General features: G+C 37.1%; 17 protein-coding genes and 2 pseudogenes. 4 read left to right on the top strand and 15 right to left on the bottom strand.

What is annotated here, in order from left to right; all coding sequences use genetic code 11:
• Window positions 1-457 precede the first annotated feature (457 nt).
• The gene (locus B9T16_RS19710) at window positions 458-592 is read left to right on the top strand and encodes a hypothetical protein (protein ID WP_286131379.1); all 135 of its coding nucleotides are present in this window, start codon (window positions 458-460) and stop codon (window positions 590-592) included.
• 387 nt (window positions 593-979) lie between these two features.
• Here the strand turns inward: B9T16_RS19710 and B9T16_RS19705 are convergent, their stop codons facing one another.
• The 15 genes and pseudogenes from B9T16_RS19705 to B9T16_RS19635 all read right to left on the bottom strand — a co-directional run bounded on the left by B9T16_RS19705 (window position 980) and on the right by B9T16_RS19635 (window position 10,897).
• Window positions 980-1,345, bottom strand: a complete 366-nt coding sequence (locus tag B9T16_RS19705) for a hypothetical protein (RefSeq protein ID WP_410244832.1) — start codon at window positions 1,343-1,345, stop codon at window positions 980-982.
• On the bottom strand, window positions 1,299-1,583 hold the full coding sequence (locus tag B9T16_RS19700) for a hypothetical protein (protein ID WP_014276609.1): 285 nt from the start codon (window positions 1,581-1,583) through the stop codon (window positions 1,299-1,301). The genes B9T16_RS19705 and B9T16_RS19700 overlap by 47 nt, the downstream gene beginning before the upstream one ends.
• A gap of 18 nt (window positions 1,584-1,601) precedes the next feature.
• Window positions 1,602-1,880 (bottom strand): hypothetical protein, encoded by a 279-nt coding sequence (locus B9T16_RS19695; RefSeq protein ID WP_410245560.1) that lies wholly within the window; start codon window positions 1,878-1,880, stop codon window positions 1,602-1,604.
• 62 nt (window positions 1,881-1,942) lie between these two features.
• Window positions 1,943-2,164 carry a hypothetical protein gene (locus tag B9T16_RS19690; protein WP_410245063.1) on the bottom strand — a complete coding sequence of 74 codons (222 nt, stop codon included), beginning with the start codon at window positions 2,162-2,164 and terminating at the stop codon, window positions 1,943-1,945.
• Window positions 2,165-2,176: 12 nt separating this feature from the next.
• Entirely contained in the window at window positions 2,177-3,094 is a 918-nt protein-coding gene (locus B9T16_RS19685; protein WP_410245559.1) for a hypothetical protein, read from the bottom strand.
• A gap of 35 nt (window positions 3,095-3,129) precedes the next feature.
• A complete protein-coding gene (locus B9T16_RS19680; RefSeq protein WP_410245558.1) occupies window positions 3,130-3,372 on the bottom strand; it encodes a hypothetical protein in 243 nt (80 codons plus the stop codon).
• Window positions 3,373-3,457: 85 nt separating this feature from the next.
• Window positions 3,458-3,847: a hypothetical protein gene (locus tag B9T16_RS19675; RefSeq protein ID WP_410245557.1), complete on the bottom strand. Its 390-nt coding sequence runs from the start codon at window positions 3,845-3,847 to the stop codon at window positions 3,458-3,460.
• Between the two features lie 113 nt (window positions 3,848-3,960).
• On the bottom strand, window positions 3,961-4,173 hold the full coding sequence (locus tag B9T16_RS19670; protein WP_410245556.1) for a hypothetical protein: 213 nt from the start codon (window positions 4,171-4,173) through the stop codon (window positions 3,961-3,963).
• A gap of 309 nt (window positions 4,174-4,482) precedes the next feature.
• Entirely contained in the window at window positions 4,483-4,887 is a 405-nt protein-coding gene (locus B9T16_RS19665; protein WP_410245561.1) for a DUF1064 domain-containing protein, read from the bottom strand.
• A 12-nt stretch (window positions 4,888-4,899) separates the two neighbouring features.
• Window positions 4,900-5,223 (bottom strand): annotated as a pseudogene (locus B9T16_RS19660) (hypothetical protein); the annotation flags it as partial.
• A 112-nt stretch (window positions 5,224-5,335) separates the two neighbouring features.
• Window positions 5,336-5,800: a hypothetical protein gene (locus tag B9T16_RS19655; protein ID WP_410245555.1), complete on the bottom strand. Its 465-nt coding sequence runs from the start codon at window positions 5,798-5,800 to the stop codon at window positions 5,336-5,338.
• A gap of 193 nt (window positions 5,801-5,993) precedes the next feature.
• Entirely contained in the window at window positions 5,994-6,656 is a 663-nt protein-coding gene (locus B9T16_RS19650; RefSeq protein WP_410245554.1) for a hypothetical protein, read from the bottom strand.
• Window positions 6,657-6,729: 73 nt separating this feature from the next.
• On the bottom strand, window positions 6,730-6,975 hold the full coding sequence (locus B9T16_RS19645; RefSeq protein ID WP_410245553.1) for a hypothetical protein: 246 nt from the start codon (window positions 6,973-6,975) through the stop codon (window positions 6,730-6,732).
• A gap of 245 nt (window positions 6,976-7,220) precedes the next feature.
• Window positions 7,221-8,753 (bottom strand): hypothetical protein, encoded by a 1,533-nt coding sequence (locus B9T16_RS19640; RefSeq protein WP_410245552.1) that lies wholly within the window; start codon window positions 8,751-8,753, stop codon window positions 7,221-7,223.
• A 41-nt stretch (window positions 8,754-8,794) separates the two neighbouring features.
• Complete coding sequence (locus B9T16_RS19635) at window positions 8,795-10,897, bottom strand: hypothetical protein (RefSeq protein ID WP_410245551.1); 2,103 nt, start codon at window positions 10,895-10,897, stop codon at window positions 8,795-8,797.
• 63 nt (window positions 10,898-10,960) lie between these two features.
• On the opposite strand from B9T16_RS19635, the gene B9T16_RS19630 reads away from it, so the two are divergent.
• The 3 genes and pseudogenes from B9T16_RS19630 to B9T16_RS19620 all read left to right on the top strand — a co-directional run.
• The gene (locus tag B9T16_RS19630; protein ID WP_410245550.1) at window positions 10,961-11,758 is read left to right on the top strand and encodes a hypothetical protein; all 798 of its coding nucleotides are present in this window, start codon (window positions 10,961-10,963) and stop codon (window positions 11,756-11,758) included.
• 26 nt (window positions 11,759-11,784) lie between these two features.
• The gene (locus B9T16_RS19625) at window positions 11,785-12,132 is read left to right on the top strand and encodes a hypothetical protein (protein ID WP_410245549.1); all 348 of its coding nucleotides are present in this window, start codon (window positions 11,785-11,787) and stop codon (window positions 12,130-12,132) included.
• 66 nt (window positions 12,133-12,198) lie between these two features.
• Window positions 12,199-12,425 (top strand): annotated as a pseudogene (locus B9T16_RS19620) (hypothetical protein); the annotation flags it as partial.

The raw sequence follows: 12,425 nt of genomic DNA, 5'->3' as shown, positions 1-12,425 counted from the left end.
ACAGCGATAGCGGGTTATTACTCAACCCTATATTCTATTGAGTTACTCAGATATTACTCACAATCTAGTCCTAGCACAGGAAAATAATTCTGTCAACGGTTGATTACTCAGTCAACAATCACAACTTAATCAATCTGTCAAATATCCATTCCTCCCCCCAACCAAACACCGATAGGGTAACTCCCTTGTGATACCCGTCAATGGCAAGCCTATCGGTTCGTTACGAACCATTGACTGTTATCACATCGGTCGTTTCCCCAATAGTGCTTGTTTCGGTTAGGGGGAGGGTATGGGTTCAATTTTGCAGGGTATTACCTAAAGCTACCAGTGCTAATAATAGGACGGTAATGAGTGCGATCGCAGTGGGATTTATCTATGGCTCAAAGTCAACATGATAGCTGTAGGTAGCCGTAGGGGGAACCCACTAGGTTATCAATGTACAACGATACCCCTATCAATGTACAACGATACCCCTATCAATGTACAACGATATCAGGCTGCCTATCCGGTTATCTATGGGAGTCAGATTATTGGGGAAATATTGGGGAGCCTACTCACTACCAACAAAATGCGATCGCATAATCACGACTAACCTGGCTATGACATACTGAAGCGATACCCCCAAACAACTTTTCAACTGGTAACTTGTTTCGTCATCTCTCGCTGATACCTACATAATCCTAGAGAATTGATTCCCCATCGAAACCGATACCTACATACCGCTAGACAAGTCTCCAATTTATAGGGGTACTGGGTTCCGCACAGGATGATTACCCCTAATAGACGGGTTAAGGTTTTGGCTTAGGGTGTTTATTGTGGGTAAACTAGGGGTGGGTTCATATAAACTTCCAATAGACTACTGGCAATAGACTACTGGCAAAAAATACAAACAACCCCTATCATGATAGGACACGATAAGGGTTAAGGTTGTTATTGAGTTAGGGTTAGCTGTTAGGTGTTAGGTGTTAGGGTTTAGGGTTTAGCTGTTACTCATTCTGCACTTAGTAATCATAGCTAACGCTGCTTCTGTTAGCTTATCTACAGTGACTTGGTCAGCTTTCCCTATGTAAATGTGATGATTGACGCTACCATCCCACCCTTTGAGGTTCCAGTAGGTAAAACCATTGATTGAGAGTTTTTTGCACGCTGTCAATCGTTTACCATTAACCTCCACTGAAAAGGATTTATGGGTTTCTAGGTATTTAAACCATTCTAAAGAACCTACTTCGATACAGATATTACCATGACCTACCAGAAACCCTTTGTAAGACCCTGTTAGTGTGACTACCGGGAGTAGCTTAGGCATGAAAATCACCTCCCAGTAGGATATCGCTGTTATAACCATTAAGGTTGCATTCAGGTGATATTATACCTGAATCAAATCGAGTAATAATTGGATACTGAGATTCTACCCATTTCTCGTGTACCATCATAAAATCAACAGCGGCGTTATGAGATATTTCGGCTAATGTCACCCTAGTATCCTGATTGGAATAGGAGATATCTCGTGACATCATTTGAATGTAAATCTCCCTAGCCATTTCTGCAATAACCATCATTTTTTCTTGTTCAAACTCATTCATGGCTTTATTTCCTATTGATTAATTGAACTTGTGATCATCATTATCGGGGTGATTTTGATTATTGTTGTGTTCTGTAATTTTTGCATAAAGCAAGGCTTCAATACCTTTGAGTAACTCGATTTCCGCGTTTAAAAAATGCCTGTGGATTTGAATAAATTCGACAATTTCATCAAATTGTTCAGGCGTGATAGCAAGTTCTACTAAGTCAAGTAATCCTACCGCGTTAGGGTTTAATCGATTACTCATGTAGCTATATTCTACTACGTTTAATCCGGGCGTACTTAATTTAATTGACATGGTTTTATCCTTTGATAGTGGTTAAGTTGTGATAGTTTAACGTCATTTCGGACGGGTTTAAATTATTCGATTTTGGTTAGTAAATGCTGAATATAATTAAGCTGTTTGAGCGACAATTGTTTTTTCGCTTCTGCTAAGGATAACTCAACCTCGCAATCATTCATTATTGAAATTAACGTTTCCTTAGCGTCTTCTTTATTAGCGTTGTAGACTGTACTATCTACCATTTGTTTAAATGTTTTAAACCGTGCCTGTATAATGGCATTTGTGTTGGCTTGAGTCATTTTTTTGGTCTCCTATATGATGTGTTTCCAAACATTTTTGCCGTTCTGATTAATCATATTATATCCTCTATTTTTCATTAGATTAGTCAACTCTGAAACATTAACGCGACTATCGAGATATCCATCTGTTTTAGCTCTCTCAATGGCTTCTTTTAACGCTTTCGGGTCGATATCAGTTACAACCTCGGTTAACTCAGGACATCCCGCGTTAATTGCCTGGTTATTTTGTTTCATTTTTGTCTCAATACTTTGAGTGATAAAACTGTCTAAAAATTGTTCAGTACCTGATGATATAGTCAAGATTTTTTCATTAACAAAATCCCAGTAATCATTGAAGCGTTTAATTGATTCATTGATAGATAATTGATAAATCAATGAATGGGTGACAATAATTTCACTTGATAACCTAGCGTTAATGATATATTTTTTGTGTTTCTGTAGTTGTTTTTTGACCTTGCTGTATTGATTGCAGTTATCGATATTTCTCCAGAAAATTTCTAATTGAGATGATAATTTATCAAGCGTAATATCCTCTACATCGTTTAAATCACTTAACTCGTAACCATTGCCCCTATATTCCTCTGATGTCATAGTCTCTCGTTTTTTAAACCATATAGGAAACATCCGTCTTTTGAGTTCGTTTAACTCCCAAAATGTCCACAATGGATGTATTGAATTAATCACCTTTAAAGCGAAAGCATTAAAAATCATGTTAGTTCCCGGTGTCTGACTACTGATGGTTATTCGGCTATTTTTGCGGTTTAACACCTGGAAAAGCGATAACATATTCTCATTTTCAATTAATAAGCTAGGGGTGATATCTTCCCATACCAATATAAAATTTTTCTCAAATTCACATTGAAGGGGGTCATAAAATCGTTCATGTTGTATCTTGTTTCTCAGTGAAGCGAAAGTGCTATTAGCAAGCACCGAGGTTGTCTTGTATAGTTCAGATGCTACGGTAGCTATCTGTGACTTTCCAGTACCGCGCCCCATAGAAACAGGATACCAGCGGTAGACATTAACGTTACTGGAGACGCTATAAACGAGGCGATAATTGGAAGCTGAATATCAGGATATGGCAGAACACAGACAGCCCGTAAAACAGACTCTAATTGCTCACCCAGGTTGCCTTCTGTGATTATTTCTTCTAGTTCAGATGACATCTGACTTCTAATTAGTCTATAATCAATATAGTCCTCAGACATGGTAGTAACCTCTTATCGCTCTTGACTTGTTGACATGGTATGGTAGTTATTCCCCCCTAAATATTTAGGGGGGATTTATTTGTGACTACATTAATCGCAGTAATTCAATTAATGCAATTAATACATTAGAATCAAGTTGTTGAACCTTGTTATAAAGACTCTCAAAGCTAGGGTCACAATCCAAAACCTTAGCCCCTTCTGTTAACCTTTCCTCGAAGGTTTTGTATTTTGCTTTTCCATTAAATCCTGCTTTATTTTTAGTTTTGGATTCAATGAAAGCGTCAATATCTCCGATTGAGTAAGTAGCGAAAGATTGATTGAATGGATTAATACATTCAATTTCTAAGATATTAGAAATATCAGAGTTTAAATTATCGTCTCCGATATTTCCCTCTAATATCCTGTCAGAAGGTCTGACTGATGATTGACTTAGATTTATTGTTGCTGTAAACATCACAGAACCGTCTGTAAGCATTGAGTCACTTTCGACTATTTTAAGCAATGCGAGTTCTGGAGATGTAGGGCTATATTCTCGTTTTTTGCCGTTATATTCAGTCTCGTATTTTTCAATATAAAACCGTACAGCAATTAATTCTTTATCACCTTTGGAATAACTCCAATCCTTATCATTGAAGTTAGAAAAATCCCCTGATACACCTTTTCCGAATATCCATAAATGAGGTGACTTAATTCGGAATTTGCATAATCAACAATTAGAAAGATTGCCGTTTCACCGGGCTTAACTGCACTGCAATAACTAAATTTATCGTCCTGTTTTTTGCCGTAATATCCGATACTCATGATTAATTATCCTTTGATGATTGATTATGACGTTTGAAATTTTTTTGCATACCTCCCAAAATTGAGGGTTACCAACAATTGATACTCGTAGGCTGCCTTCATTTGTCAACCTTGCTGTAGCGTGACCTCTGTAGTCCTAGGGCTATAACAACCCATATAGGAATAAGCTAAATCAAGGATTTCCTGGGTTTTATGTTCCTTTATAGGGGTTAGTATCCGGTAGGCTATTTGAGTGGTTTCTGACTCAAATAGGTGTGGGTTATAGGTGGTGTTTATTAACTCACCGTCAATGGAAAATAACCCTGTAGTTTATTCATTATTTGCCCTTGGAATTTCTAAGTTGTTTAAAATCTCCTGAAACTCGTCGATATTGATAAATGAGATGCCTTGCCATCGGTAGGATGTCCCCCTTATAACAAACCAACACTGATTGACTAAGCCAGGATTAAGGTACTGCAATAACTGCATTTTTAGCTTAAATGAATCAGTTAATACTCCCTTAACTTCGATGTAACGATTAAAGAACGGACTATAAAAATCTGGAATCCAGGTGATATTTTTCCCAGGTTTTTTGTTTTCAATTAACGTTAGTTTAGGATGCACAATTAATTGATTATCGTATTTTTGTAGAAGGTGATAAACCCGACAATCAAATACACTTGGAAAATAATAGCCGTCTATTTTTTGTCCTCTGGCATTGTATTTATTTCTCATCTTTTGGGTGCAGAAACTTCCGCTAGGGTTATCAATTTCTTTGTCTAAGCCATTTTCCGCCGCATAGATGCTGTATTCTTCTCTGTAATACTCAAGTGCATCCTCCATTAATTCCTCAAGTTTTTCGGGGTTTAATGGTATTAATTTTTGAAGGATTTTACCTAAAAAATAAGCGATAAAATCCTTATCAAACTTAACTAAAGTTGATGGCCACGTAAACCCCTTTCCGCCTGAAATTGGAACTTTGATATATAGGGAATGACCGATATACATCAAGGGGGTTAACGCGATGTTTCGTAGGTTAAGCCTAACCTCGGACCAATGACGTGGTATCATGCTATAATTTCCTAATGCTTGTTGACTGCCACCTGGGTATTATTCATTTTCAGGACTGTATTTTCAGTCCTGAAAACAGATAATATATGGGTGGTTTTATTTTGGACTAGCCTTAATCTAACCAACTAGAAAATGGGTTGACTTCATTATCTTCATCCTCTAAATCACTCTCAGAGCCCAATAGATGGTCTTCTAGTGCATTAATATCATCCTGTATGGCTCCCGTAACCTTACGAGGTAGCTTTACTCCACCTGCTTTTAATAGCGTCAGGATTGCGTTGGTGACTCGTTTAAGTGTGGCAATCTCTGAATATGTCAGATAAAAGGTATTTGAGTTGATAATCTCCGACGTTTGGAGTTTGTTGGTCAATGATTGAATTAATGAAGTTTTGGGGTAAGGAAGGTAAGTATTAACCAACTCCAGAAACTTAGTAAACTGATTAAACCGACTCAACGTCTCTTTGTATTCTGTAGGAGTCAATACTTTATTAGTATTGACATTAGTTACATTTTCTACAGTTACGCTACCTTCAATTGATTCTGTAACTGTATAGTTACCTTGCTCTTTTGAATTCACTGTATTTAATTAAAATTATCTTATCTAATTAATTTATTAAAACTAAATATATATTATGTAATTTATATTTATTCATAAAATTATCAAATATCACATTAAGTATATATAGAATGTACAAATAATAACCAATACAAAAAACCCGTTAATCCTATTTTGTGAGTTAACGGGTATATACTTAGTAACAAGTAGTCGATTATTTACCTTGTTTGTTTTTGTCTTTAGCTGGTTTGTTAGCGGGTTGTTCCCCTTGTTTTTGGTTTTGTGCTTCTGTTTTACCTGTCGTCAATTCCCCTAAGCCATCTAATGGATAATCATTTTTATCAGGTATTTGATAGTATGAGTGATGTGTTCTAAGTGACAATGGTTTTATAGTCCAATAGTGTGCAAAAACATAAAGTAAGCAGTTAATCGAGAAAACGGGTGGAACTTTTAAACTAATAAACCTTAGTTTCCTTTCACCTGCATGAGTACCTGACGTTGTATACTTTCTCCATATTCCTGAATCTGTTGCACCAGCAGGACCTTCTATAAATACACGATAAAATCCTGTCTTTTTGCTGGGGATACGTCTTAAACCAAGCGGAACTTTTCGTCTATTAGCATTAGTTGATGTAGTAGTACCTGCTTTAGGAGCCCCTCTCCAAACAGTTAAATCTCTAACCTCTGTTGGTTCTAAGCCTTGACTGTTAGCGGATAGCCTATAAAGCAGCAACATAGGCATAGGGATAACATACTTTGATGTCTTGTCTACTGGAGCCTCAACCATTAGCTCTGGTCCAAGACAAGGACCTTTTGATGTCCCTAGTTTAGCAACAAAATCTGTTTTATATTTATTGTAAGCATCATTTAAGGGCATAATTTACCTCATTAATTACTGAATAAAGACTTAGGTAGACAGTGATAGTTAATGCCTACCTATTTCATAAATCTTAGTCAACAAAAACAGCAATAGCTTCTACATCGATAGAGCCATCAGTAGCATCCAAAACATCATCAGTAGGGATTGTTAGGGATACTGTCACAGCTCCAGTTGCCATGTTACGGGTATAAGCTGTAACTAATGTTGCCCCATTAGGGTTTCTAGTTGCGCTTAGTTGTGCACGTTGAACTTGCTCGATAACTTCTAGCAATTGATGTTCGAGAGTAGCACCGTTAAGAGTTACTGGACTAGCCATAATCATCACCTTTAATCAGTTAATACATAGAGCCTAGCATCATTAACTGAATTTGTCTGTTAACTATTTGATATATCAGATGCTACATATATGTAGCATCTATTCAATGAAAACTACATTAGGCTGTAGTTGGTGGCTGACTCCCAGTTTTCATTTCTAACGACGTTCTAGTAGCTGTTCTGATTGCGTCGTCTACCCACTTAGGTTTCTTCTCAAAATGTAAAGGAATTTTTACTTTAGACTTCCTAGGGTCTTTCTTTATACATTGCTAAAGCGGAACTTTCTCCCATATCGATTTTGGCTTGTTCAAACTTATCGATTAATTCCCAGTTAAGGATTTTAACCTCCGATATATACATTTTTGTTTCGTTTATTCGTTTCGCATTTTCCCTACCGCCAAAACCTTTCCTTTCCTCAAATATCAAAGGGTAAACAATACTAGAATCTGTTAATTGTACTAAATCCTTACAAATACGTTCAGCATCTGACTTGCTAGATTCATTCACAAAAAACGAGAATGTTCTACCATTATTTAATTGACAATTTACCTTTATATTGCCTTTGGTAAATGCCGATTTACTAGGTTGAGTAAATATCCTTTGTAATTTATCCCAGGTTATTTTGTGTCTTTCTACTGATGGGAGTTCTATCTGAGTTTTTTGTAGTTTTGACCGTCTTTCCTTAGTCCAATACGGTGGCTTTTCGTAATTGTAAAAAATGAAGGTTAACTGAATTTTTAAATTACTGCTATTCGGAACTTCAGAGATATCTCCAGACCCTACAAATTGCCGCATATCACGATTACCTAGTATTTCAGTTTGAGCTAACACATTTGCTACATTTTCTTGAAGGTTTCTTAATGATGATACTAGTCTAAATCGCTCTCCACCATTTTCTACAACCGCGTTAACTAATTGTTGTTGTCTATTTTCCTCAATGCGTTGTAATGCAATATATTCATCTAATCCTTGAGCAACTAAAATAATTGCTTCTTTACAGTTATCTGAGAATTCCTCCCAAAATTCTTCACTACTATCTTGATTCCAAATATTGTTAATATTTCCATCATATTTTTCTGGTAATTTCTCCCTAGCTTCCCTTCTCTGTTTACCGAAACTCCATTCTTCACCTTTTTCGTCACCCCACTTTTCAATCGTTCCTTTACCACCAGGAACCATTGAAACAATAGCCGTTGCAAGTGTTGAAGGACTTTTATCTAAAAACATTTTAACAACCCGTCTACCATGTTTAAACAGTTGCCATGCTATGGCTTTCATAGCCATGTTAAATGACTGTTTAACGTATGCACCGAAAGCTGTAGATACTTCCATAAGCATTTCAGGTTCCTTGCTTAAGGCAATGTGCATAGCAGCGGCTTTGTTGATAAATGCAATACCAATGGTAGGCAATACTCCACAAACTAATTTACCTGCCATATTACCCAAAAAACCGGCGGTAGTACTAATAAATTGATTAGCAATATTCATCATATTTTTGTCTATCTGTTCATCTGATATATTCCAGTTGAAATTCCAGAAACTATCCCAATTAGACGTGATAAATCGTGCTCCTTTCTCAAAACTAAAGTTAGATAAAAACTTAGTAATTCCTTCCCATAACCAACCTCCAAAACTTTTGCCCCATTCAACAACTTTACCAGTTATTTTTGCCCATAGCTTGCCAAACCAACCCATCTCTTGAGTAGATGTTCTCTGAGCTAAATTAACTTGTCTAACGCCATTCCTACCTATACTGCTACGGGTTTGACGGCTAGACAAGCTACGAGTACTCCTTAGCATTCTTGCACTTCTGGCAACCATTACAAAGTCCCTCTTAGTGGGTTATCGCCGTCAATCAATTCGGTTTCTATCTTGATATCAGGAAAGTCTTTTTTCAATAATTCTTGTACTTTCTTGGTTTCCTGTTCTCTGATATCGTCTTGTTTTTTCATTGAATCATATAACCTAGTTAAATCGGCTAATATGTCTTTTGACGGGTCATTACCATTAACTTGTAAAGTACCTTGCGCTCTAACTATTGAGAAGATTTCCTTTATTTGATTTAAGGCTGTCTGTAGTGTTTCTTTCGCGTTCTTTTGATTAGTGATTTTAACTTTACTTTCATTAGGTTCTAGTAGTTCCTCAAAATTATCAGCTTCTGGAGTAAACGCTGTTTTTAGTTTCTCGTATTTTTCCTCGGTTTCAAATCCTAAATAGTCTAATATTTCCGAGACTTCCCTACCAGCTTTAAAGGCTGCCGCGTGCGCCAAACCTGCTTCATGTAAACAGGTTAAAACAGCGTTTTGGGTCACTTGGTGACTAATAGCTATCTCCATTACCATCCCGAATATTTCCGCTATCGCCTCAGCTAAGTTAGGCAATTTGATTTCCGCGTGTTCCTGTTCTTTGGTCATCAAATTTACGTCATCAATCTCGACTTTAACTTCAAACTCACCCCATCTTTCGTCATCGATGTCAAATCGATACATTAACCATTCTGGCAATGTGTTTATTCGTTTAATTCTGTTTTCTGGATTATTAGCATTAACCGTTATTTTTTCCGGCATTTCAGCCGGGAAGGATTCAGGGTCTAGGAACTCGTAAATCCTTCTAATCATTCCACAGCATTCTTCATTCATATCTGGTATTGTTATTGTTACTCTTTTTCTTCTAGTGTATTCTATTTCACATATAGGGTCATAAACATATAAACCTGACCAGGTATCGTAATTAAGCCATTGTAGTGTACACGGGAATATTCCAAAACCCCAAAACGCTCGTTCTAAGGCCATCATTGTTCCTTGCTTAAAAGTATAGTATCTATTTTTATAGCCATATCTAACCGCACCCATCCTAGATGACCAACCAATATCAAATGTTTTGCGGTCAATCGTCACTCTCCTCCCGGGGAGAAACCAATACCTCGTATAGGCCATTTTAACCCAGGGGTTTGTATGCAGGCTTAAAAAAGTCTGTAAATATTCACCACGAATATATATAGCGGCTTCATTATTACCCGTATTGAAATCATCGCCTTCAATGTAATCTCCTTCTATATAATAATCTACAGGAGAGAGTTCCTCGAACTCACAAATAACATTATGTGATGTCATTGACTCCCATATTATTATTTCCGTTTCTCGCCGCCATCGCCGAGGTAGTAAAGTCATACGTCCAGACCGGCTTAAGTTAATAAAAGTTGGTGGATAGCGTGAGTCTCGATATATGCGACTATACTTATAACTTGCTTCCCAAGTATAGCTAACACCATCTTTTGATTTATGTAATGATGCTTGAAAATCGTTTTTTTCAAACCTATCAAAATCACCGTATCCCGACAATATGTTATATGATTGGTAACCTGAACTTTCTCCATAACGAGGATGGGCATAGGGCAATAAATAATAACAATCATCTTTAACAGTTGTGGTTTCCTCGATTAATTCATCTAAATAGTTTGCATTATCGCCTACATTATCTGAACTTCCTTTATCATCATCTATCTTGTCGCCGCTATTAGGACCGCCAAAACCTCTACCAGCACCACCCTTTCCCCTAGGTTTTTTTCCTCCCTTTGGCTCGTCTCTTTTTGGGGGTTCCTCGTCTACTCGTCGTGTGTCATCATCTACTCGTCGTGCCTCGTCTTCTCTTTTCCACCTACCATGGTCTTCAGGGTTAATTCCACGCGGCACTCTGGTGATTGGGTCCCAAGGATTTACTAATCCGGGAACACCTCCTCTATCTCTTTCCCTTGCATACGGTAAACCCCTACCAAAGTCCATTGTTGAAGATGTTTGGTCGCCTAAATCTCCTGCTAAACCTGAACTTACACCGCCTGACCTACCAACCCCGCCTGACCTACCAATATTCCTGGGTGTGCTTGACCTAATAGTATCTTTAATTTTTATAGTGTCTCTAACCATTTAAATAATCGCATTAAAGTAGTAATATTATACTAACAAATAATTTATTAATAGGTGGTTAAAATGGTGAGAGGTGTTAAAAATATCACGGCTAATATAAACGCTGCTAACTGGAGTAACGCCATAGAGTTATTTAACGGGACTATTTTAGAATCATTAATAACAGAAAGATATAAATATGATATCGGTATTTACAGCTATATATCATCGTTAAACGCTAGATGTTACACTCCCAGTATTGCACAATCACAAATCCCCAAAATTTACCCGGAAGATAGCTATTACCAACGGTGGGAAAAAAAACAGGAAGTGTTGCAGGGAGCGGTAGATTTACAGATATTTTATGGGAATATGGCAACAGAAAACGGGTTAAATTTAGGGATTGTCAAATTGCCATATTATGGAGGCATTCACACCGAAAACCTGTTAATTGAATTAATCACTAATCAAAACGAAGGTTTAGCAATTGATAGCAACTCAATAGTTAAAGCTAGGTGTTTAACTCAGTTACATAACAATGATTCTATTAATATTTTTGGCATGGCTGAATATCAACTCGATACAGTTCCTAAAACCCCTACATTGACACAACCCGAAAATTTTGGGGTTACAATAGGCAATACCCCCACGTTAGTTAGACCCTCAAATATTAATCGGTATAGGTTGCACTTACAAAACGTAGGTTCTGTAGGGGTATGGTTTTGTCACGGTGATATCAGTAACTGTGTACCTTATCAATGCCTATATTTACCTCCTAACGCTGGGTGGGATGATGAACTAAAATCAACAGCTTCTATCTATGCTATAACTGAGGATAGCGTAACCAATATTGTTGGATTAGAACCAACAATAAATTGGTAAATTGTACTTTGATTTAGGGGTTTATTATGAGTTTCTCAGTTTATAGTTCTGTTGTCAATTTAGACACTCTAAACATTAGCAGTAAAATACAGGGAACTCCCGAAACTACCGCGATAAGTTTGACTGCTAACACTATCACGGAAGTTGTGCCTATCAATGCTACCAGTAACGGTAGAACGGTGTTTGTAAAGAATCGGTCAAATACCAATGTACATCTAATATTTGACCCTACAGGTGATAGCGTGTCAGACGCTGCATTTTCGGTTAAGCCAGGTGATACCATCTCAATAACGTGGGGTAGAACTAAGTTACAGGCGATAGCAGAATCTAGCGCTAATATCAGCGTTACAATTATCGAATATATCGATATGTAATCATCAAATAAATGGCTAGTATTAAGTTATTAGCCATTTAATTAAGTAATCAATATAGAGGCAGTTATGACTAATTTCAACATTTACTCTAGTAAGTTTGGGCAATCAACCGATGACTTGCCAGAAGGTGAAGTTAATCTATATTTAACTAATGAACGGATACAAGCAGTTATTGACTCAAATACTGAACGGATACAAGCAGTTATTGACTCAAATACGTATAACGTTGAACCTCGCATCTCTATAGAACCTACCCTTTCAACTCAGTTTGGTAAATCCAACACACGCTACAA

Source organism: Arthrospira sp. PCC 8006 (assembly GCF_046480465.1).
GTDB classification, from domain to species: Bacteria; Cyanobacteriota; Cyanobacteriia; order Cyanobacteriales; family Microcoleaceae; genus Limnospira; species Limnospira platensis.
The sequence above is the reverse complement of the archived record's forward strand: the minus strand, read 5'-3'. Positions and strand labels throughout refer to the sequence as shown.

What these genes read in the sequence shown, in the direction of transcription:
- B9T16_RS19710 (WP_286131379.1), top strand. Translation starts at nt 458, where the DNA reads ATGTACAACGATACCCCTATCAATGTACAACGATATCAGGCTGCCTAT.
- B9T16_RS19705 (WP_410244832.1), bottom strand. Translation starts at nt 1,345, where the DNA reads ATGGTTATAACAGCGATATCCTACTGGGAGGTGATTTTCATGCCTAAG.
- B9T16_RS19700 (WP_014276609.1), bottom strand. Translation starts at nt 1,583, where the DNA reads ATGAATGAGTTTGAACAAGAAAAAATGATGGTTATTGCAGAAATGGCT.
- B9T16_RS19695 (WP_410245560.1), bottom strand. Translation starts at nt 1,880, where the DNA reads ATGTCAATTAAATTAAGTACGCCCGGATTAAACGTAGTAGAATATAGC.
- B9T16_RS19690 (WP_410245063.1), bottom strand. Translation starts at nt 2,164, where the DNA reads ATGACTCAAGCCAACACAAATGCCATTATACAGGCACGGTTTAAAACA.
- B9T16_RS19680 (WP_410245558.1), bottom strand. Translation starts at nt 3,372, where the DNA reads ATGTCTGAGGACTATATTGATTATAGACTAATTAGAAGTCAGATGTCA.
- B9T16_RS19675 (WP_410245557.1), bottom strand. Translation starts at nt 3,847, where the DNA reads ATGCTTACAGACGGTTCTGTGATGTTTACAGCAACAATAAATCTAAGT.
- B9T16_RS19670 (WP_410245556.1), bottom strand. Translation starts at nt 4,173, where the DNA reads ATGAGTATCGGATATTACGGCAAAAAACAGGACGATAAATTTAGTTAT.
- B9T16_RS19665 (WP_410245561.1), bottom strand. Translation starts at nt 4,887, where the DNA reads ATGAGAAATAAATACAATGCCAGAGGACAAAAAATAGACGGCTATTAT.
- B9T16_RS19650 (WP_410245554.1), bottom strand. Translation starts at nt 6,656, where the DNA reads ATGCCCTTAAATGATGCTTACAATAAATATAAAACAGATTTTGTTGCT.
- B9T16_RS19645 (WP_410245553.1), bottom strand. Translation starts at nt 6,975, where the DNA reads ATGGCTAGTCCAGTAACTCTTAACGGTGCTACTCTCGAACATCAATTG.
- B9T16_RS19635 (WP_410245551.1), bottom strand. Translation starts at nt 10,897, where the DNA reads ATGGTTAGAGACACTATAAAAATTAAAGATACTATTAGGTCAAGCACA.
- B9T16_RS19630 (WP_410245550.1), top strand. Translation starts at nt 10,961, where the DNA reads ATGGTGAGAGGTGTTAAAAATATCACGGCTAATATAAACGCTGCTAAC.
- B9T16_RS19625 (WP_410245549.1), top strand. Translation starts at nt 11,785, where the DNA reads ATGAGTTTCTCAGTTTATAGTTCTGTTGTCAATTTAGACACTCTAAAC.